Consider the following 22,088-nt stretch of genomic DNA (forward strand, 5'->3'; position numbering starts at 1 on the left):
ATAATCTTCACAAGCTTTAATCTTTAATGCTTTACTATACTTAAGTTTTCTTCCCATAAAAAAACACCTCCAAAGTAGATTTGTAATTTAATTAATTACAGTGTCTACCTTGGAAGTATCATATCAAGGAGTAATTTCCTTTGTTTTTATTTTAAATATATTAAAGTTTAACTATAATAAATATTAATTAAGTTACACAGTAGTCATATCACATTTGTGTTATAATATTATTATGATAAAAATGACTAAATTTGGATTTATAATATAAAGGTCAAATTTAATACATGATTTATTGCTTGCTTAAACATTTTGGTCAAGTATTTTAAGGAGGTCGACATGATAAAACTAATTGCCTCAGATATGGATGGAACATTGATAAATGATAAAGGCGAAATTGATGAAAAGTTATTTGAAACAATTGAGATTTTAGATAAAAAGAATATTAAATTTGTAGCTGCTAGTGGACGATTTTATAATCAGTTAATAAAGAATTTTGAAAAAGTAAATAATGAAATTATAGTTGCTGCTCATAATGGTGCTATTGTAAAATATAATAAAAAAGATGAAGTAATATTTGAGAGTTTTATAGATTCTAAAAGTTATACATCATTAATAGAGCTTAGTCGAAAAGAAAATATGGACATGTTTTTTTGTGCAAAAAATTGTGCTTATACTGAAAAACCATCTAAAAATTTAACAAAAGTATTGAATCGTCATAATATTAATCTCTCTATTGTAAAGAATCTAGATGAAATAAAAACCAAAATCTTGAAAATAACTGTTTTTGAATATAATGGAATAAAAGAAAATACTATAAAAAAACTCAAATCGTGTATAGGTGAAGATTTAGATATTGTTGTTTCAGGAAGACAATGGGTTGATGTTATAAAGAAAGGTACTAGCAAAGGAAAAGCCCTAAGTCTTATTCAGGAGAGATATAATATAAAACCAGAAGAAACAATGGTTTTTGGAGATCATTATAATGATTTACCAATGTTTGAAAAAGCTCATCATAGTTATGCAATGGAAAATGCTGTAGATGATTTGAAAAAAGTAGCAAAATTTATGGCAAAATCTAATAATGAAAACGGTGTTTTAAGAGTAATTCAAGAAAAAATATTAGATAATGAAGCATATTAGGGATGTGCATTAAGTTGCACATTTTTCCTATATAAGGAGGGGAAATGTGAATATATTTTTAGTGAGACATGGAGAAACAAATGAGAATAATAATAAGGTTTATTATGGTAATATTGATGTCAGTTTAAATCACAAAGGTAAGGACCAGATGATTAAAACAGCTGAATATCTTAAAAATATAAAATTTGATAAAATTTTTATTAGTGAAAGAAAGAGAACGGAAGAGTCAGCTATAATAATATCAGGATCAGAAAAAGAATTAATAGCGGATAAAAGAATTAATGAATTAAATTTTGGAGATTTTGAAGGAAAATCATATGAACAATTATTAGATAAATACCCGGAAGAATGTACAGAATGGAGCAACAATTGGAAAGAATTTAGACCACCTAATGGAGAGAGTTATATTGAAATGTATAATAGAGTTGAAAACTTTATTCTTGATTTAGAAAAAGAAGAGTTAGAGAATATATTGATTGTAGCTCATAGCGGGGTAATGAGAACTTTTTTTGCATACATTATGGACGGAGAACTTAATACTTTTTGGAAATTTTCATCTCATAATGGTTCTGTGGCTACTATCAAGTATGAGTACGGTAATTGGTATATTGATGAGATAAGAAACCCGTAGAAATAAAATGCAGACTAGTTGACAGTTTACAACCTACAGTTAACAGTAAAGGACACCTTTTACTAAAGTGAAAGGTTTTAATTCAAATTACTTTCCTTTTGCGTTAGCAAAAGTACCTATGGGTTGACTTAAAAATTAGTTCTACTTTCCTTATAAAAATATGCAATCTTCAAGCTTTTTTTGTAAGAAATATAGTAGAAGTTATTTTCAAACGATCCCATCCTTTACTGTCAACTGTAGACCGTCATCTGTCAACTATAAATTGCGAAACTCTTTTTTTCGCAATTTATAAATATAGAGGATTGAAATGGAGGTAGTTAGTTTGGGAAAAATAATATTAGTAACTGGTGGATGTAGAAGTGGTAAAAGTGAATATGCTGAAGAGTTATTAAAAGATAAAGATGATGTTTTATATATAGCAACAGCCAAAGCTCTAGATGATGAGATGAAAAATAGAATTGAAAAGCATCAAATTAGAAGGAATCAGAATTGGGATACATATGAAGGTTTTAAAGATTTAGACATAGTTATAGAAAAAACAGAAAAAAAATCAATTTTATTAGATTGCATTACAATAATGATGACAAATTTATTATTTGAAGAAGAAAGAGATTTTGATAATATGTCAATGGATGATGTCGATATAATTTTAAAAGAGATAAAGGCACAAGTTGAGAAAACAATAATTAAGGCTAAGACATGCAATAAAACTTTAGTTATGGTAACAAATGAAGTTGGGTATGGATTAGTACCAGAATATAAACTCAGTAGAATATTTAGGGATATTGCTGGAGCAGTAAACAAACATGTAGCTACCTTGAGTGATGAAGTTTATTTAACTGTTTGTGGAATTCCAATGAAAGTTAAATAGTTCAATATTTCCGAAAGTAAAGGAAATAAATTCATATTAACTTTGCAATTTTAGTATATATATATTATAAAATATATATACAGGAGTGAACCACAAAAGATTATTAAAGCTCTTTTGTGGTAAAAGCATATATAAACCATATATAGTTAAAGAGGTTGGAGTAAATGGAACTTAATAAAAGGTGTATTGAATTAATTCAGTGCCTAATCGATGAAAACGATTACGTAAAAATCAACAAATTATCACAAAAATTTAATGTATCAGATCGAACAATAAGATATGATGTTGAAAAAATAGAAAAATTCTTATTGAGTAACGGATTTGGTTATATTCAAAGACAACATCTTAAAGGGGTAAGGATTGAAAAAAACGATATACTTAAAACATATTTAGAGAAATTTATAAACTCAAAAACTCCATATAGCTACAACTTCTCAAAAGAAGAAAGAAAAAAATATATATTAATAAAACTTTTAGAAGAATGTGAACCAGTTAAAATAGAACATTTTATGAAAACTTTATATATTTCAAAAAATACAGTGATAAAAGAAATGGAATATATAGGTTTATGGCTAAAGACTAGAAAGTTAAAACTAATAAAAAAGCCAAGAATAGGTGTTTTAGTTGAAGGTGATGAATTTTGTAAAAGAATGGCTATATCTGAAATAACAGAAGAGTATGTTTCTTCAGGCGAAATTTTAAATTACGTGAATACAAAAGTTGTAAAATCAAAATCAAATAATTTACAATTCAACTTACTTTTTTCAAAAATTGATTTGGATTTTTTAGACAGTTTAGTTAGGATTGCTGAAATGAAACTATTCAAAGAATTTAATGATATGGCTTATGGAAATCTAATTACTCATTTAGCTTTGATGATAAAGAGATTACAATTAAATAAGAAAATATTTTTACCTATGTTAGAAATGAGTGAAATAGAAAATAGTTTTGAATATGATGTGGCAAAAGAATTAATTGATAAGATTAATAAAAAATTTAATATTGTTGTTCCAAATGAGGAAATTAATTATATTGCACTTCATTTACTTGGAGCAAAAGTAATTAAAAGTGAAATAAATAATAGAAAAATAGAATATGATAATGATGGACTATATTCTATCACAGAAAAGATGTTAAATGAAATAGGCAAAATATATAAAGTTGATTTTGGGGAATACAAACAATTAATAATAGAAAATTTGGTTCTTCATTTGAGACCAACAATATATAGAATAAAATTTAATTTAAAATTAAATAACCCATTATATGAAGAAATCAAAAGCAAATATTACGAACTATTTTTAAATACTAAACATGTTACAAGATATTTGGAGAATTATATTGATTCAAGTATCGATGAACAAGAAATTTCGTATATTACATTACATTTTGGTGTTGCATTGGAAAAAATTAAAGAAAATGCCAGTAAGATTTCTAGGGTAATACTAGTATGTGGAACAGGTATAGGAACTGCAAATATGCTAGCTATGCAGTTATCTAAAAAATTTCAAATAAAAATTATTGATATTGTATCGATTAGAACGGTAAAAAGAATAGATAAATCAGAATATGATTTTATTATAAGCACAGTTGACTTAGAAAATTTTGATAATAAGGATTACATTAAAATTAGTCCTTTATTACTTAGAGCAGATTATGAAAAAATTAAAAAATACCTTAATATAAAGTTTGAAGATAATAAAAAGTATGAAGATTTAAATATGGTAAATAGATTGATTGACGTAGTAGAAAAATATTGTCATATCAATGATATTCATCAACTTCAAAATGAATTCATGTATGAATTAAAAAGAAAAAATAATTTTAATTTACTAGTACAAAATGAAGAAAAAAATCTTAAAGATATGCTTAGTAGAGAATTTATATTTCTAAATGCTCATTGTTTAAATTGGAGACAAGCAATTAGAGAGGGAACAAAACTTTTACAAAATAAAGGATTTGTTGAGTACGATTTTGAAATTAATATATTAAAAAAATTTAAAGAAATAGGGCCTTATATGGTTGTTGCTCCTGGTATTGTTTTATCTCATGCAAGACCAGATGAAGGAGTAAAAAAACTTGGAATGAGTCTAGTTACGTTAAGAAGACCTATTACATTTGGTAGTGAATTAAATGATCCAGTGAGAATTGTATTTACATTGGCAGCTGTAGATAATGAAAAACATTTAAGAGCTTTATCTCAGTTAATGGAATTGTTTTTAAATAATAAAGATATTAAAGAGATTACTAATGCGTCAAAAAAAGAAGAAGTGCTAAAAATTATTAGTAAATATTCAATGATAGATTACTAAGTTTAGAGGTTAGTATGCATAAATCTAATGTTAGAGTAGTATATTTTTAGAAAAATATAGATATCTCAAAAATTTAAATATATCCAAAATAATGAAGGGGGATTTATATATGAAAATATTAGTTTGTTGCGGTAGCGGATTGGGAAGTAGTTTTATGATGGAAATGAACATTAAAAAATTACTAAAAGAGTTAGATCTTGAGGGCATTGAAGTAAGTCATACGGATTTATCTTCAGCAGCGGGGTATAAAGCAGACTTATATGTAGCAACGAGAGATATTGCAGATCAACTTACTTCTTTAGGGGAAGTGCTTACTCTTAATAGTATGATAGATAAAAAAGAATTAAAAGAGAAACTAACTAAAGTTTTCAAAGAAAAAAACTTATTATAATAATTAAAATAAAAAACCACGAGACCGTGGCTTTTTTATTTGCATTTGTTTAAGTTGTTGTTGAGTTTGTGAATTTCACAATAATTATAAGTTGCGAGCAAGTTCGCATTTTATTTCAATTATGAACTTTAAATTAATAGCAACACTGTTTTAAAAAATATTTGTTATGGTCAAAATTTCCGATTCATTTAGAAAGAAAAGGTTTACAGGTAAGGTGATAAAGTGAGGAAAAATATAATAAAATTAAAATATAGAGAGAAACAAGAAATGACTTATTTTAATTAAGAGGAGAAATTTATGTTAGATAAATTGTTAACCGGTGAATTTATAAATTTAAATATTGAATGTTCTACATGGAAAGAAGCAATAATGGAAGGAGCAAAGCCATTATTAGAAAAAGAATTTATTGATAAAAAATATATAGATGCTATATTTCAAAATTTTGAAGAAATAGGACCATATATGGTTATAGCACCTAGGATAGTTCTTTCTCACGCACGGCCAGAGAAAGGGGTGAAAAAATTAGCAATGTCGATGATTACGCTAAAAACACCAATAAAATTCGGAAATGAATTAAATGATCCAGTTAAGCTTGTGGTTACTCTTGCAGCATCTGATAATGATACCCATTTACAAGCTTTGATAGATTTGATGGATCTATTTACTGATATAAAAGATATGAATGTCATTTTTAGTTCTGACAATAAAAAAGAAGTCATAGAAATTATTAAAAGGCATTCAAATATTAATAGTGCATAATTACAAATCAAACAACTAGATTTTTTGATTTGAAAAATATATTTTATTATATTAAAGGAGGTTTGTTAATGCTTAAACTTATACTTGATATCCTGAGTGTTCCCGCAATTTTAGTTGGTCTTATTGCAATGATAGGTTTAATAGCGCAGAAAAAAAGTACTGCTGAGACAATGAAAGGTACAATTAAGACTATTCTTGGTTTCTTGGTTTTAGGTGGTGGAGCTGGAATAGCAGTTGCAGCTTTAACTCATTTCGGGGTTATGTTTGAACATGGGTTTAATGTACAAGGAGTTGTACCTCACAATGAAGCAATTGTTGCATTAGCTTTGGAGACATATGGTACCCCTACAGCATTGATTATGGCTTTTGGTATGGTTGCAAATATTTTAATAGCTAGGTTTACGAAGTTGAAATATATCTTTTTAACAGGTCATCATACTCTTTATATGGCTTGTATGATAGCAGCAATATTAGTTTCTGGTGGAGTTAAAGGTGTACCTTTAATAATTATAGGTTCAATATTATTAGGTTTTACAATGGCAATATTCCCAGCTATTGCTCAACCAACTATGAGAAAAATTACTGGTACTGATGAAGTGGCTTTTGGGCATTTTGGAACTATTGGATATGTTTTATCTGCTTGGGTTGGAAAGTTAGTTGGTAAAGGTTCTGCTTCTACTGAAGAAATTAATTTTCCTAAAGGATTAGGGTTTTTAAGAGACAGTTCTGTTGCTGTAAGTATAACTATGGGTATTTTATATATAATTGTTGCTATTGCAGCTGGGCCAACATTTGTTGAATCTGAACTTAGTGGTGGTCAAAATTTCATTGTATTCTCAATTATTCAAGCTATTACATTTGCCGGTGGAGTTTATGTAATACTTGCTGGTGTTAGATTGATATTAGGTGAAATAGTACCTGCATTCACAGGAATAGCAATGAAAATAGTACCAAATGCAAAACCTGCATTAGATTGTCCAGTTGTATATCCATTTGCTCCTAATGCAGTCCTTATAGGTTTCTTGGCTAGTTTTCTAGGTGGTATTGTTGGTATGTTTATATTAATTGGACTAAATGCAACAATTATTTTACCTGGTGTTGTCCCTCATTTCTTCTGTGGTGCTACTGCTGGAGTATTTGGTAATGCTACTGGTGGTAAGAGAGGTGCTTTCTTTGGAGCCTTTGCACAAGGTTTACTTATAACATTCCTACCAGTATTATTGATGCCTGTACTTGGTAACTTAGGATTTGCTAATACTACTTTTAGTGATGCTGATTTTGGAGTAGTTGGTATTATCTTAGGTAATATTTTAAGATTGTTTGTACATTAACATTCAAATAGGGCAGAACATCTGTCCTATTTTTTATTTATGAGGAGGCTTAAATTATATGAATAATGATAAACTTTTAAGATTAAAGAGAATAGGTATTGATGTTAGAAGAGATTGCATTAGGGTACAGAAAAAGGTGAAATCAGGACACTTGGGAGGTGCTTTTTCAGCTCTTGAAATGATGATTTATTTATATTATGAAAAGATGAATATTGACCCTGCTAATCCATTAAAAGAGGATAGAGATATTTTTATTTTAAGTAAGGGCCATGCATCCATAGGATATTATAGTATTTTAGCTAGGAGAGGTTACTTCCCTTTAGAAGAATTGATGACCTATAGAAAAATAAACTCGCGATTGCAAGGACATAGCCATATAGATGATGTACCAGGTGTAGAATGCAGTTCTGGTTCTTTGGGACAAGGGATATCTTTTGGATTAGGATTAGCATTAGGATATACAAAGCAGAATATGAAAAATAAAGTTTATGTCATGATCGGTGATGGGGAATTGGAAGAAGGCCAAAATTGGGAAGCAATATTACTTCAGAAACATTTAAATTTAAATAATCTAATAATAATTGTTGATAAGAATAATCTTCAGTTAGATGATAACTGTATGAATGTTTTGAGTTTAGATAGATTAGAAGATAAATTTAACAGTTTTGGTTACAATGTTATTACTATTGATGGAAACGACTTTTATGATATTGATGAAGGATTTCAAAAATTTGATAAAGATAAACCTAATGTAATTATTTCAAATACAGTAAAAGGTAAAGGGATTTCATTTATGGAAAATAAAGTAGAATGGCATGCGAAAAAAGTTAATGAAGAAGAGTATATTTCTGCGCTAAAAGAGCTTGATAAACAGGAGGTGGAGCTAAATGGATAAAATCATGGCCCCAAGAGATATGTATGGAGAAACACTATTGGAATTAGGTGAGAAAAATTCAAAAATATTTGTATTAAATGCTGATGTTGCAGCTGCTACTAAAGTAGGATTATTTGGAGATAAATTTAAGGATAGGTATTTGAATGTTGGTATTTGTGAACAAAATATGGTTGGTGTTGCAGCTGGGCTTGCAAGAAGTGGATATATTCCAATAATGAGTACTTTTGCTTGTTTTGCTCCAGGAAGATGTTATGACCAAATAAGACAATCAGTTTCATATTCCAATTTAAATGTTAAAGTGATTTCTACTCATCCAGGCTTAGCTATTGGTATGGATGGAGCTATTCATCAAAGTTTAGATGATATAGCGTTAATGCGTGAATTACCTAATTTTATAGTTTTAACTCCTTCTGATGAGATAGAAACAAGAAAAGCAATAATAGCTGCCATTGAACATAAAGGGCCAGTATATGTAAGAGTTGGTAGGAAAGAGTGTAAGAAACTATTTGATGAAAAGAAAGTATATTTTATTGGTAAGTCTTATAAAATAGTAGAGGGTAAGGATATATCAATTTTAGCTCATGGTTCTATGGTGCAATTTGCTTATGATGCTTCAATAATATTAAAAGAACTTGGTATTAGTACAAGAGTAATAAATATTTCTAGTATAAAGCCCATTGATGTAGATGCAATTATTAGCTGTGCAGAAGAAACAGCAGGAATAATAACTGCAGAAGATCATTTTAAATATGGAGGATTATATAGTGCAGTTTGTGAAGTTGTATCAGAGAAGCACCCATGTATAGTAAAATCAATAGCTGTTAATGATACTTTTGGAGAGTCTGGGATGCCAGATAAATTATATGAGAAATATGGTCTTACAGTAGAGAATATTGTGAAAACAGCCAAAGAAATTATGAGGATATAATAATAAACAGTTAATAACCAATATTAAGCAAAGGGAGAATGTTTAGAAAATCCCTTTGTTTTTTATGAAATTTTAATTGACGATATTGTTTTCTAATAGTTACTAGTGTATTATTGGTATTAATAATACACTAGTAACTATATTTTATCATAAATTAAAATGTTTGATTTTATAGGTAAAAATATATATATTTCGCATATTAATAAACTAAGGATAAGGAGGTGTGTGAAATTAGACAGCGTATAAAGAATACAAGGTTTGAGATTTTTTTTGCAAACTTTTTTAGGATTTTATTAGCATTATCGATAGTTATAAGTTTTTTAAGAAAAGACTATCTTGACTTTTTTATAGCAGTATTTACTTTATTTTTAACTTTCTTACCATTTATTATTGCAAAGAGGAATCATATAAAATTACCTTCCAGTCATCAAGTAATTATTTTAGCATTTATATTTGCGGCTCAATATTTAGGGGAGTTAAACTCTTATTATTTGAAATATTGGTGGTGGGATGTTATGCTTCATACTATGTCAGGGGTAATCCTAGGTTTTGTTGGAGTTTTGTTGGTATATATTTTAAATAAAGAAGATAAGGTAGATGTATATTTAAGTCCTTTTTTTGTTGCAGTTTTTGCTTTTACATTTGCAGTAGCTACTGGTGCCTTATGGGAAATATTTGAATTTATAATGGATTCTGTATTTGCTTTGAATATGCAAAAATCAGGTCTAGTAGATACTATGTGGGATTTGATAGTTGATTCATTAGGTGCTTTTGTTGCTGCATTTTATGGGTATTTATATGAAAAACACGAGAGTTCTGAAACTGTTAACAAATTATTTTCTAATTTTTTGAGTATTAATAAGGAAATATTTGAAGAGGAAGATAAAATAGATAAAAGTGTTTAAGGAGACGATAGTAATGAAACAATTTTTGAATAATTTTCTTTTATTCATTCAATTTTTCACAAGAATACCAATAAATAAAAATTTGCAATGTGAAAAGGAGAACTTTAGGAAAGGTGCTATATTTTTTCCTATAATAGGATTGATAATAGGAGGAATTCAGTTTATTTTTGCAAAATTATTATTTGACTATTTATCATTTAATGTTTTAGCAGTATTGGTAATAATGATTCCTGTTATAGTCACAGGTGCTTTACATTTAGATGGATTAGGAGATTTATGTGATGGATTTTATGCATTCAAAGGTGGTAAAGATAAGATTATTGAAATAATGAAAGATAGTACTATAGGAACTTTTGCTTGTGCAGCAATTATTTTTGATATTTTATTAAGATATACAACTATGGAAAATTTGCTTCAGTATAGAAATTTATGTTTTATTATTGTAGTGCCAGTTATATCACGATTTACAATTGTATTAATTGCTTATTTAGGAAAGAATGCAAAAGAAAATGGAACAGGGAATATTTTTATAGGAAATATAAATCTACCGATTCTTTTAACCTCATTAATAATAACAGTAGTAATTAGTAGTTTATTGTTAAATATTATTGTTGCAATTAGCTTAATTTTGATAAGTGCATTAGTAACATTTGTATTTAATAAATATTGTGAGTACAAAATTGGAGGGTTAACTGGAGACCTTTTAGGTGCAAACAATGAAATAATTGAGATTTTTGTTTTGATAATAGGGGTAGCAGTTTTATAATGCTAAAAATATTACCAAAAGAACTGTATATGTCAAAAAATAATTCCTTGATAAATTAAATTAGTTATAATAAACTATACTTACATGTGAATAAGAAAAAATTTTGGTGCCAATTAGTTGGTGAAAAGGGAATGTGGTGAAATACCACAGCAGCCCCCGCTACTGTAATGATGGACAAATCTTTGTAACCACTGTGAAAACAGGAAGGTAAGATAAGGTAGAAATCAGAGCCAGGAGACCTGCCAAGAGTTTTTTGGAATAACTTTCGGAGGGAAGGTTGATTCTCTGTTTAATTGGAGATTTTTACAAACACACTCTGGAAGTGTGTTGTTTTATTTTTTGGAATTATAATAATAGTTTTGGGAGGAGTAATATGTCAAAAATAATGATTCAAGGAACAGGATCTACAGTTGGGAAAAGCATACTTACTGCGGCGCTTTGCAGAATATTTAAACAAGATGGATATTCGGTAGTTCCATTTAAAGCTCAGAATATGTCTTTAAATTCTTATATAACACTTGACGGAAAAGAGATGGGAAGAGCACAGGTTTTACAAGCGTATGCTGCTGGCCATGAACCACAAGCATATATGAATCCAATTTTGTTAAAACCAACGGGAGATAAGAATTCTCAGGTAATTGTAAATGGAAAAGTATACGGAAACTATACTGCTGTTGAATATCATAACCTTAAACCAATATTTAAAGATATGCTTAAAGAACAATTCGAAGAGCTAGAAAAGGAATTTGACATTGTTGTAATTGAGGGTGCTGGAAGTCCGGCAGAAATTAATTTAAGAGACAATGATATTGTAAATATGGGATTTGCAGAATTAGTAGATGCTCCTGTTTTATTAGTTGGAGACATAGATAAGGGTGGAGTTTTTGCATCTCTTGCGGGGACAATGATATTGCTTAATGAAGATGAAAAAGCTAGAGTTAAAGGAACTATTATCAATAAGTTTAGAGGAGATGTGGAAATACTAAAACCAGGACTTGATATGATATATGATGTAATAAAAGTTCCTTGCGTTGGAGTAGTACCATATTTTAATTTACAATTAGAAGATGAAGATGGTGCAGTAACATTTAATAAAGAACAAAATGCACCAATTGATATAGCAGTTATTAAGCTACCGCATATATCAAATTTCACTGACGTTGATTCGTTAAATATTGAAGAAGATGTAAGTGTTAGATATATTACAAGAGTAGATGAATTTAAGAACCCTGATGTTTTAATCATTCCGGGAAGTAAAAATACCATAGAAGATTTATTAAGTATTAGAAATGCTGGGATTGAAGATAAGATTATTGAATACAGCAAGCGTGGAAAAATTATAGGAATTTGCGGTGGATATCAGATGTTAGGAAACATTATAAAAGATCCTATGCATACTGAAACAAAATTAGATGAAATAGAGGGATTGAAATTACTGGATATTAGTACTGTTATGCAAGAAGAAAAAGTTATGACAAGAACGGAAGCGGTTTTCTCAAATAATTTTAATAAAGCATTAAATATTGAGAATGATGAAAAGAGAGTATATGGATATGAAATTCATATGGGAGATACTTACTATGGTGAAAATACTATGCACTTATTTAATATTGAAGAAAAAAACTGTGAAAAAGTAAATATTAAAGATGGTGCAATAAATGAAAAAGGAAATATAATGGGTACTTATATTCATGGAGTATTTGATAGTTCTGCGTTTAGAGAAACATTTTTGAATAATATTAGAGTTGAGAAAGGATTAGAGCCAAGGAAATCTATAACTTATGAGAGTATTAGGGAAAGAGAAATAGATAAGCTGGCAGACTTAGTAAGAGAAAGTCTTGATATGGAGAAAATTTACGAAATGGTTTTGAAAAAACAAAGATAAACATTAAGTTTACCTGTTGTTTATCTACATAATAGGAGAGTAATATGATAGATTTAACTATTGCTATAATACTTGATTGGTTAATTGGTGACCCTAGATGGTTTCCTCATCCAATTATTTATATTGGTAGATTTATAGGGTATTTAGAAAAAAGAACGAGGAAATTAGCAAAAAACAATAAAGAATTAAAAACTTTAGGATTAGCTATTGTAATAACGGTTGCAGGTATAAGCTTTGCTATTCCATTTCTTATACTAAATTTATTAAAATTTAATAGTGTTTTATTTCATATAGTAAATATAATGATTTTGTGGACAACAATTGCTGCAAAATGTTTGCATCAAGAAGCAGGAAAGGTATCCTATGCTCTTAATGATAACGATTTAGAAGATGCAAGATTGAAATTATCATATATTGTTGGTCGGGATACTAAAGAACTTACGGAAAATGAAATTATAAGAGCGGATGTAGAAACAGTTGCAGAAAATACAGCTGATGGGATAATTGCACCGTTATTTTATGCAATTATAGGAGGTGCCCCACTAGCTATGTTATATAAAGCTATAAATACAATGGATTCTATGTTAGGTTATAAAAATGAAAAGTTTAAGGATATAGGTTTTTTTCCCGCTAAAATAGATGATGTATTTAACTTTATACCAGCAAGAATTACAGGTATATTAATAAGTTTATCAGCGCCTGTAGTTAAAGGAAATATAATTGAAAGTATGAAAATAATGATACGAGATAGAAAAAATCATAAAAGTCCCAATTGTGCTTATCCAGAAGGAGCTGCTGCGGGAGCAATAAGAATTCAACTAGGTGGAATAAATACATATTTTGGTGAAAAAGTTTATAAGCCAACTATAGGGGATGAGTTCAATTCATTAAATGCTAAGCATATAATGGAAACTATTAAACTTATGTACTGTTCGGAAATATTATTTATTGGTTTTGCTTTTTTGTTTAGAGCAATGTTGAAATAAAAGGGTGGTTAGAAGATGCATGGTGGAGATATTTATACACATGGTATATTAAAGGGAAAGAATTTAATTGATTTTAGTTCTAATATTAATCCATTAGGAGTTCCAAAAAGTTTTACTAGGAACATTGATGAAGCTTTAAGTAACTTAAATAAATATCCTGATATTCATTATAGAAAGACAATTGAATATTTAAAAGAATATACAGGTAAGGATAAAGTTCATTTTTTACTTGGCAATGGAGCTGCGGAATTGCTTGATTTATCTATAGCATTATTCAAAAAAGTAGTATTAGTTGTTCCTTCCTTTATAGAATATGAAGAAAGTGCTGTTAAATGGGGTAGTGAAGTTAACTATAGTTATTTGAATGATGATTTTACAATAAATTATGAAGATATTTTAGAAAAATTAGAAAGTAATGATGCGCTTATTATTGCTAATCCTAATAATCCAAATGGAGGCTGTATTGAATCGGAAAAACTACAGCCCATAATGGAATACTGTGAAAGACATAACAAAAAAATTATTATTGATGAAGCATTTATTGAATTCGCAGGAATTAATGAATTCTCGTTGGAAGATGAATTGGATAAATTCAACTGTTTAATTATCATAAGAGCATTGACGAAATTTTTTGCTTTACCAGGAATAAGGTTTGGCTATGCTATGACAAAAGATAAACTTTTATATGAAAAAATCCAAAATAAACAGTTACCATGGAATATAAATTGTTTTGCAGAAAGTGCAGTAAAACATGTTTTGTTTGATGAAGAGTATATACAAAAGTCAAACTCATGGTTAAAAGAAGAAAAAGAATATTTTTTATGTAAATTGAGAAAGTTAAATGTGTTTGAAAATGTTTATGATACAAATGGAAATTATATTCTTTGTAAATTAAATAATTTAGATTGTAATGAACTTTACAATAGACTTTCTGAAAAAGATATTTTAATTAGAAGATGTGATGATTATATTGGTCTAAGTAATAAATATATCCGAATAGCTATAAAGGATAGGAAATTAAATGATATATTGTTAAGAAGTCTTAAAGAGATTGATACTGAATAAGTATAAATTGCGAACAAGTTCGCAATTTATAGTGACAAGTTACAAGTGATAAGTGACAAGTTGTGGATACCTTCCGTAAACGAAAGCTTTTAATTAAACAAAATATAAAAAGAATCCTTTTGCGATAGCAAAAGTACATTATCCCATCATCGAAGATGATAAAGGCTTAGTTAAAGATTTTCTGCAAGAAAATCAACCTTAACTTATCACTTGTCACTGTTTTAGTTCGTCTTTTATTTCAATTATGATGTAATAAATAGGGGGGTGTTTTAATTGAGTACAAACAAAGATAAGGGCTATGTTCAAATATATACAGGAAATGGAAAAGGAAAGACAACGTGCTCGCTAGGGCTTTCATTAAGAGCAGTTTGTGCAGGAAAAAAAGTTTATTTTGGTCAATTCGTTAAAGGTATGGATTATAGCGAATTAAAGTCTCCGGATATACTTCCAAATTTTAAAATGAAGCAATATGGAAGAGATGGATTTATATTTAATAATCCTACAGATGAGGATATGGAATTAGCTAAGGAGGCTTTAAAGGAACTTAAAGAAATTTTATCATCTGGAGAATATGATGTTGTTGTGATGGATGAAATAAACATTGCTATTTACTATAAACTATTTTCAGTAGAAGAAGTTATAGATATGTTAGATAAAAAAGCTGAACATGTGGAAGTTATTATGACGGGAAGATATGCTAATGAAAAGCTTATTGAAAGAGCAGATTTAGTTACTGAAATGAAAGAAATAAAGCATTACTACAAAAAAGGAATACAGGCAAGAGTTGGGATAGAAAAATAAGATAGAAAAAGGCATATATATCTAGAAAGTCGCTACACTTCGCTAAGAAATTCTAATTTATTATCTTAAAGGAGCAGGTTTTTGTTCAACTAAAAATCTCTTCCGGAAAATAAATAAGAATTTCTAAAGCTTGTTACGATGACTTTTACGATATATATGCTTTTTCAGATTACTGAAGGATGGAATTTTAAAATTAAAGTTCTGCTTTTAGTTCATAAATTGTTTTAGATGTTGTATCATCCATTGAATATCCTAAAAGTTCTATTACTTCTTGAGCTTCTTCTTCATCTTTACTTTCAATTTCAATATATGGATATGGATAAAAGTTTATATCATTAATATCAATTTCTATAAGTGTGTTTTTATATTGATAACTTTCTCTATATTTACTGATTGATTCATACATCTCTAAGCCTAAGGATTGAAATATTTTTTCGCCTTCATCGGCACTATCAATTAGAATTTCATGCTCTTCCATTATTTTATATTTTTCTTGGCTAAGTAATTTTTTTGTTGTCATATAATATAAGCTTCTATTTTGAAGTAAATCTTCTATTATTCTTATTCTTGCATACCCTTTATTTGAAAATAATTTTTTGTTAGGAAAATCAAAAATTTTATTGATTTGATTTTCGGATTTTACTTTTTCAGCTTTTATTTCTTGCATTTTCTTTCTGATTAAGTCAGGATTTATATTAATAATACGAGTTTCTAGTTCTTTCATATGTAAAAACCTCCCTTTAAAAGATATCAAGTACAAATATTTTTGTGAATTGTTACAGTAATACAGCAAAAAATTTCAATGAAATTATATTTGTGATATAATTATAATAAAAGTTAGTTCAACTCAATTTATACAATTGGTAAATTAATGAGAATACTTTTTACTAGTTGAAAAATTTTGTTGAAGTTCTTTATCTTTAATTTTATTAGTTAATTGAATATAATGCAACAGGGGGAATAGCGATGGATCAATTTTATGAGCAATTATTAGTTACTAAAAAGACTACTTTATATAAAGTGGCTAATGTAATGATGTATGTATTTGCTGTGTTTGGAGTTATCATTTTTTCTGCTAATGTAATAATTGGTATACTCTTAATAGGATTAGCAGGTGCAATATTTTTTTTGAAAAAGAAGTTATACGTAGAATATGAATATGACTTCACAAATGGTGAAATTGATATTGATCAAATTCTTGAAATGAAAAAGAGAGTAAGGGTATTAACCTTTAAAATAAAGGATGTTGAACTTTTGGCAAATGAAACTAGTTTCTATGCTAAAGATTTTTCAAATAAACCATCAAAGGTAATGACATTTTTACCAAGTTCTTATGAAGGTAAGATATATGTTGCCATGCTTACTGGAGGAAATGAGAGAGTAATGATTAGATTTGCTCCAAATGAAAAATTTTTAAATTTATGTTTTAAATTAAATCCAAGAGCTGTAAAAAAAGATAGTTAATGTTCAAATCCAATTACATGTAATTGGATTTCTTTACGCAATTATCGAAATGAAAAATAACAACGAAAACTTAAGATATGAATAGGAGTGGTGAATATGGAATATATTACAGACTTAACTATAAATGAAGCAGTTGTCCATATTTTAGACAATAATTCTGATGAGCCAGTTTTGAATGAATATAAGATTGAATTGAATGAAGAATTGTATAATTACCTTGATAAACATATAAAAAAATGTTTTAAAGATGAAGAGCTTAGATATGCTGTTTTTAAAGAAGACAGAAATATTATTAAAGATTTATCCCAAGAGTATCTAAATGGAGTAAATAACATTATGGAAGTTTCTAAAGAAGTCGCAAGACAACTTTTTGTTATTATGAGATCTAAAGGAAATATACCTTCTTGTGATTTAATGGTGGTATCTATAAGTACTGAATATGGACCTATGCTGTGCATATTAAAAATGGATTATATAAAAAATTATATGCATTCTATAGATTTTGTGGAAGATAAAATAGGAATCAATATAGTAACTCAGTATACAGGCTTACCATCTTCAGGTCAAAGACTGCAAAAATGCGCCTTTATTAAATTGTTAAAACCGGAGAATAACTTTGATTTAATGGTTATTGATAAAGTTAATAAAAAAGATAAAGATGATTATGGTTCAAATTATTTTATAAGTAATTTTCTTGGTTGTAATATTGTAGACAATGAAAGGGATATTACGAAAACTTTTATAAATGCTGCTGAAAAGTGGACTCGAACTAGTTTAAAAGAAAAGGCTGATGTGCAAGAACAAGTACGTAGTGAATTGAAGAAACATATTAAGAAAGCGGATAATATTGATATAAATCAAATTTCTCAGGAAATACTTAAAGAAGATAAAGAAGCTCAAGAAAGTTTTGTTAATTTTGTTAAAGAACAAGGAGTTTCGGATAATATACAGCTCGACAAACAATGGATAGATAAAAAACTAAAAAGAGTAAGGTTAAAAATTGACAAAGATATCGATATTTATATCAATGAAGAAGCTTATGATGATAATTCGAGATTTGAAATCATAAGAAATGGAGATGGAACGATAAATATGATAATTAAACATGTTAGCCATTACTTAGAAAAATAAAAGAAGCATATATAGCTAGAAAGTCGCTTCACTTCACTAAGAAATTCTAATTTATTTTCTTAAATATCTCCTAAAAAATTCTAACTCGCTAACACTCAAACAAGAATTTTTCTTAACGCATATATTACGAAAATAAATAAGAATTTCTAAAGCTTGTTACGATGACTTTTACGCTATATATGCTTCTTTTAACCACTAAAGGATGGAATTTATAAATTCATGTAAAAATTTAATAAAACATCGTCATTCATTGATATAACTGCATTTGATATGTGTCAATTAACAAAAATCATTTATAAATTCCTATACAAGAATAAAAAGCTGTTGGAAATCCAACAGCTTTTTGTATTATAATGTATTAGCAGATCCTAAAACATCTTGAATTTTAGCTTCAACTAAAGCTTGAATTGAATCTCTAGCAGGACCTAAGTATTTTCTTGGGTCAAACTCAGCAGGTTTTTCACCAAATACTTTTCTAACAGCAGCTGTCATAGATAATCTGATATCAGTATCCATATTTATTTTACATACAGCCATTTGAGTTGATTTTCTAAGCATATCAGCAGGTACACCTTTAGCTTTTGAAGGAATATTTCCACCAAATTCGTTACAAGTAGCAACAGCTACTGGATCAACTGAAGATGCTCCATGAAGTACTATTGGGTAACCAGGTAATTTAGCTTGGATTTCTTCTAATATATCAAATCTTAATTTAGCTTCACCTTCAAATTTGAAAGCACCATGACTAGTTCCGATAGCAATTGCTAATGAATCAACACCAGTTCTGTTGACAAAGTCAACTGCTTGATTTGGCTCAGTGTATACATGAACGTCACTAGAAACTTCATCTTCAACTCCAGCTAAAACTCCAAGTTCAGCTTCAACTACAACTCCACGAGCATGAGCATATTCTACAACTTCTTTAGTTTTAGCAACATTCTCTTCATAGTCAAAGTGAGAACCATCAAACATAACTGATGTGAAACCAGCATCTATTGCAATTTTAATAGTTTCTAAATCAGGACCATGGTCTAAGTGAAGAGCTATATCAATGCCTGTTTCTTCTGAAGCGGCTTCAACCATTGCTTTTAAATATTTAGGTCCAGCATAGTTCATTGCACCTTTAGAAACTTGAACTATAACAGGTGAGTTTTTAGCTTTTGCACCTCTAACGATACCTTGTAATATTTCCATGTTGTTAATGTTAAATGCACCGATTGCATATTTACCTTCATATGCTTTTTTAAACATTTCCTTTGTAGTAACTAATGCCATAATAATTCCACCTTCCAAAATTTAGTTGGTTAATTGATGTCCCAGTGGGACGGTTTTCTCCATATCTATTATAACGTAGGTAGAAGTTAATTTCCATATATAAATTATAAAATATACTTAGAAATTAATCAAAAAATATTTTTTAGATTAATTTTTTGACTTTCAATAACACTGTTGATATTCATTTTCGATTTATTAGAAAAAAATAGTGAACTAAACTTATCTTTCTCGCTTATATAAAAAGATATGTATTCCAGTGAATCTTCAATATTTTCAACTATTTCATTGCTTACAATAAAAGAAATGAAAGGAGAATCTGTTTTAAATTCTTCAATAGTTCTATTTATTAAATCATCAGCTGTATCCCAACGATTATTATTAATATGATTTTCAATAGCTATAATTGTCTTGTTTAAATCGTCTAATTTATTTATCAAAATATTATGAGAAATTATACACGATATGAATAGTAAAAAAAAAATTGTTAACGAAACTATAGTATTTTTCATTAATATCCTCCGTTAATGTCTTTTTTGATTTGGTAGAAGAACTTATTTTTTGAATCAAGTATGGCAATGAAAATACTCTGTAAATCATTTATATTGTTTTCCATAAATTTTGAATTAAGCCATTCAACATCTTTATTAATTAATTTTAAATTAGAATAATTTATTTTACCGTCTAACACTAATGTAATAGGGAGTTGTTCTTGAACTACTTGAATTTTCATATCATCTCTAGTCACAGAGGTTAAATAAGTTTTGGGTATTATAGATAATTGACCACTAGTTTCAAATATTGCATATTCAATGTCAGATATGTTATAAAATCCTTTGAGTCTTAATTCTTCCATAAGATCGTTGAAAGTCAATCTCTGTTTTTTTAATTCTTTTATATCAACTTCTCCATGTCGGATAATTAAACTTGGGCATCCACTTATAATTGTTCTAATAAATTCACTTTTTAACTGAATAATAGTTATTAAAGTTTGAAGTAATAATAATGTTATTATAGGTATTACTCCATAAATTAATGGGATTTTTAAATCTTGCATTGGTAAAGAAGCTAAATCAGATATCATTATAGCTATGGCAAGCTCGAAAGGTTGAAGTTGACCTATTTGTCTTTTTCCCATTAAGCGCATAGATAAAACAACTATAGAATATAGTATTATTGTTCTTAGCATTACAGTAAACATAAAAACACAACCTTTTGATTTTTATTTCTTTAATATTTTTATCATATCTGTAAAAAATATTAGTTTTTTCGAAAAAAATATTTCTATACTCTAAAGAAAGTATTTACTTCATATTATGGCTGTTTTCTCTCATTTTAGATTATATTTTATAAATTTTTTAAAAAAAATAGAGAAAACCTTTACAGATAATTAAAAATGAGGTATACTTGTGTTAAGAAAAATACTATGCATTATGAATAAAGTATTCAAGGTTTTTTAAGAAAATGACTAGCTAGTCATTAAAAGAAATATTACTACATAATAAATATTAATCAAAAAAATGAATTTATCTAGATTGCAAATTGACAAAAGTAGGAGATTAGTATAAAATAAATGTTAATAAATTATTAACAAATCATTAATTAAATATTAACATTTAGGTAAGAAAAGTTATTTGAGTTTTAATGAATATATAAGTAATCTAATAAATATTTTGTTTATCAATAAATGACTACCTAGTCATAAGCTGTATAGTAACAAAGTTAAATGAACTTACTTTATAAATTGAGAAAAAAGTTAAATATAAAAATTATATTATAATTTAACTTTATTCATAAATAAAAAAAGAAAAGGAGAGATTCAAAAATGATTTCAACAATTGATAGTGTCATTATTGTAGTGTATATCTTAGGTATGCTTGTTGTTGGGTATTTTGTTGGTAAAGACAATGAGACACAAGAGGACTATTTCTTAGCTGGTAGATCAATGCCATGGTTACCAATCGCATTATCTGTATCTGCAACTATGATTAGTGCTAACAGCTTTATAGGAGCTCCAGGTTGGGCATATGGCTCAGGTTTAGCACCGTTTATGGTTAATATTACAGTACCACTTGCAATATTCTTTGCATTCTTTGCTAGTACCCCTGTAATTTATCAATTAAAAGTAACATCAGTATATCAATATATGGAATATCGTTTAGGACCTGTAAGTAGATTATTAACAGTATTACAATTCTTTATTAACTCACTTATTCAAGTAAGTTCAATGGTATTTATTCCTGCACTTATTTTACAAACTATTACTGGATGGTCTTTACAAGTTATTGTACCATTGATTGTAACAGCAGCTATAATCTACACAATTGCGGGTGGTATAAAAGCAGTTATCTGGACAGATGTAGTTCAAACAGTTATTGTTTGGGGTGGAATGATTTTAGTAGTTGTTATGGCATTAAATAAATTAGATATGGGACTATTTGAAACTCTTGGACAAGCTAAAGCGGCTGGTAAATTTGATGTTTTTGATTTCAACTTCAATTTAACTGTTACAAATGCATTCTGGGCATCACTTATTGGTGGTACAGTTATGTGGG

22 protein-coding genes and 1 riboswitch are annotated in these 22,088 nt (G+C 28.1%); of the genes, 18 read left to right on the forward strand and 4 right to left on the reverse strand.

Features of this window, described 5'->3' with window-relative positions; genetic code table 11:
• Positions 1-336 precede the first annotated feature (336 nt).
• The 15 genes from ACQ3F0_RS25755 to ACQ3F0_RS25825 all read left to right on the forward strand — a co-directional run bounded on the left by ACQ3F0_RS25755 (position 337) and on the right by ACQ3F0_RS25825 (position 15,666).
• Positions 337-1,140, forward strand: coding sequence for an HAD family hydrolase (locus ACQ3F0_RS25755; RefSeq protein WP_428868688.1), 804 nt, complete (start codon positions 337-339; stop codon positions 1,138-1,140).
• Positions 1,141-1,186: 46 nt separating this feature from the next.
• Complete coding sequence (cobC, locus tag ACQ3F0_RS25760) at positions 1,187-1,771, forward strand: alpha-ribazole phosphatase (protein ID WP_428868689.1); 585 nt, start codon at positions 1,187-1,189, stop codon at positions 1,769-1,771.
• A 307-nt stretch (positions 1,772-2,078) separates the two neighbouring features.
• On the forward strand, positions 2,079-2,642 hold the full coding sequence (cobU, locus tag ACQ3F0_RS25765; protein ID WP_428868690.1) for a bifunctional adenosylcobinamide kinase/adenosylcobinamide-phosphate guanylyltransferase: 564 nt from the start codon (positions 2,079-2,081) through the stop codon (positions 2,640-2,642).
• Between the two features lie 164 nt (positions 2,643-2,806).
• Complete coding sequence (locus ACQ3F0_RS25770) at positions 2,807-4,954, forward strand: BglG family transcription antiterminator (protein WP_428868691.1); 2,148 nt, start codon at positions 2,807-2,809, stop codon at positions 4,952-4,954.
• Positions 4,955-5,063: 109 nt separating this feature from the next.
• Complete coding sequence (locus ACQ3F0_RS25775) at positions 5,064-5,345, forward strand: PTS sugar transporter subunit IIB (RefSeq protein ID WP_428868692.1); 282 nt, start codon at positions 5,064-5,066, stop codon at positions 5,343-5,345.
• Positions 5,346-5,642: 297 nt separating this feature from the next.
• Complete coding sequence (locus tag ACQ3F0_RS25780; protein WP_428868693.1) at positions 5,643-6,104, forward strand: PTS sugar transporter subunit IIA; 462 nt, start codon at positions 5,643-5,645, stop codon at positions 6,102-6,104.
• Between the two features lie 68 nt (positions 6,105-6,172).
• Positions 6,173-7,435 (forward strand): PTS ascorbate transporter subunit IIC, encoded by a 1,263-nt coding sequence (gene ulaA, locus ACQ3F0_RS25785; protein ID WP_428868694.1) that lies wholly within the window; start codon positions 6,173-6,175, stop codon positions 7,433-7,435.
• Between the two features lie 58 nt (positions 7,436-7,493).
• Entirely contained in the window at positions 7,494-8,330 is an 837-nt protein-coding gene (locus tag ACQ3F0_RS25790) for a transketolase (RefSeq protein WP_428868695.1), read from the forward strand.
• Positions 8,323-9,258, forward strand: coding sequence for a transketolase family protein (locus ACQ3F0_RS25795; RefSeq protein WP_428868696.1), 936 nt, complete (start codon positions 8,323-8,325; stop codon positions 9,256-9,258). Before ACQ3F0_RS25790 ends, ACQ3F0_RS25795 begins: the two co-directional genes overlap by 8 nt.
• Before the next feature lie 221 nt (positions 9,259-9,479).
• On the forward strand, positions 9,480-10,163 hold the full coding sequence (locus ACQ3F0_RS25800) for a DUF2238 domain-containing protein (protein ID WP_428868697.1): 684 nt from the start codon (positions 9,480-9,482) through the stop codon (positions 10,161-10,163).
• A 13-nt stretch (positions 10,164-10,176) separates the two neighbouring features.
• Entirely contained in the window at positions 10,177-10,929 is a 753-nt protein-coding gene (gene cobS / locus ACQ3F0_RS25805) for an adenosylcobinamide-GDP ribazoletransferase (RefSeq protein ID WP_428868698.1), read from the forward strand.
• Between the two features lie 87 nt (positions 10,930-11,016).
• Positions 11,017-11,190, forward strand: a riboswitch (cobalamin riboswitch).
• 112 nt (positions 11,191-11,302) lie between these two features.
• Positions 11,303-12,814, forward strand: coding sequence for a cobyric acid synthase (locus ACQ3F0_RS25810; RefSeq protein WP_428868699.1), 1,512 nt, complete (start codon positions 11,303-11,305; stop codon positions 12,812-12,814).
• A gap of 44 nt (positions 12,815-12,858) precedes the next feature.
• A complete protein-coding gene (gene cbiB, locus ACQ3F0_RS25815; RefSeq protein WP_428868700.1) occupies positions 12,859-13,800 on the forward strand; it encodes an adenosylcobinamide-phosphate synthase CbiB in 942 nt (313 codons plus the stop codon).
• Positions 13,801-13,815: 15 nt separating this feature from the next.
• Positions 13,816-14,865 carry a pyridoxal phosphate-dependent aminotransferase gene (locus ACQ3F0_RS25820; protein ID WP_428868701.1) on the forward strand — a complete coding sequence of 350 codons (1,050 nt, stop codon included), beginning with the start codon at positions 13,816-13,818 and terminating at the stop codon, positions 14,863-14,865.
• A gap of 273 nt (positions 14,866-15,138) precedes the next feature.
• Positions 15,139-15,666: a cob(I)yrinic acid a,c-diamide adenosyltransferase gene (locus tag ACQ3F0_RS25825; RefSeq protein ID WP_428868702.1), complete on the forward strand. Its 528-nt coding sequence runs from the start codon at positions 15,139-15,141 to the stop codon at positions 15,664-15,666.
• Positions 15,667-15,859: 193 nt separating this feature from the next.
• On the opposite strand, the gene ACQ3F0_RS25830 is transcribed toward ACQ3F0_RS25825, so the two are convergent.
• On the reverse strand, positions 15,860-16,390 hold the full coding sequence (locus ACQ3F0_RS25830; protein ID WP_428868703.1) for a class IV adenylate cyclase: 531 nt from the start codon (positions 16,388-16,390) through the stop codon (positions 15,860-15,862).
• A 242-nt stretch (positions 16,391-16,632) separates the two neighbouring features.
• Between ACQ3F0_RS25830 and ACQ3F0_RS25835 the strand changes: the two genes are divergently transcribed.
• Positions 16,633-17,130, forward strand: coding sequence for a DUF6106 family protein (locus ACQ3F0_RS25835; protein ID WP_428868704.1), 498 nt, complete (start codon positions 16,633-16,635; stop codon positions 17,128-17,130).
• A 96-nt stretch (positions 17,131-17,226) separates the two neighbouring features.
• Entirely contained in the window at positions 17,227-18,261 is a 1,035-nt protein-coding gene (locus tag ACQ3F0_RS25840; protein WP_428868705.1) for a nucleoid-associated protein, read from the forward strand.
• Between the two features lie 348 nt (positions 18,262-18,609).
• Here ACQ3F0_RS25840 and fba read toward each other — a convergent pair whose 3' ends face one another.
• The 3 genes from fba to ACQ3F0_RS25855 all read right to left on the reverse strand — a co-directional run bounded on the left by fba (position 18,610) and on the right by ACQ3F0_RS25855 (position 20,734).
• Positions 18,610-19,536, reverse strand: coding sequence for a class II fructose-1,6-bisphosphate aldolase (fba, locus tag ACQ3F0_RS25845; RefSeq protein ID WP_428868706.1), 927 nt, complete (start codon positions 19,534-19,536; stop codon positions 18,610-18,612).
• 128 nt (positions 19,537-19,664) lie between these two features.
• Entirely contained in the window at positions 19,665-20,045 is a 381-nt protein-coding gene (locus ACQ3F0_RS25850) for a DUF4363 family protein (RefSeq protein WP_428868707.1), read from the reverse strand.
• The gene (locus ACQ3F0_RS25855; protein WP_428868708.1) at positions 20,045-20,734 is read right to left on the reverse strand and encodes a DUF421 domain-containing protein; all 690 of its coding nucleotides are present in this window, start codon (positions 20,732-20,734) and stop codon (positions 20,045-20,047) included. Before ACQ3F0_RS25855 ends, ACQ3F0_RS25850 begins: the two co-directional genes overlap by 1 nt.
• Before the next feature lie 624 nt (positions 20,735-21,358).
• On the opposite strand from ACQ3F0_RS25855, the gene ACQ3F0_RS25860 reads away from it, so the two are divergent.
• Positions 21,359-22,088: sodium:solute symporter family transporter (locus ACQ3F0_RS25860; RefSeq protein ID WP_428868709.1), on the forward strand; the 730-nt coding region annotated here is incomplete at its 3' end.

The sequence above is a fragment of the Clostridium sediminicola genome (assembly GCF_050402865.1).
Lineage (GTDB): Bacteria > Bacillota > Clostridia > Clostridiales > Clostridiaceae > Clostridium_AF > Clostridium_AF sediminicola.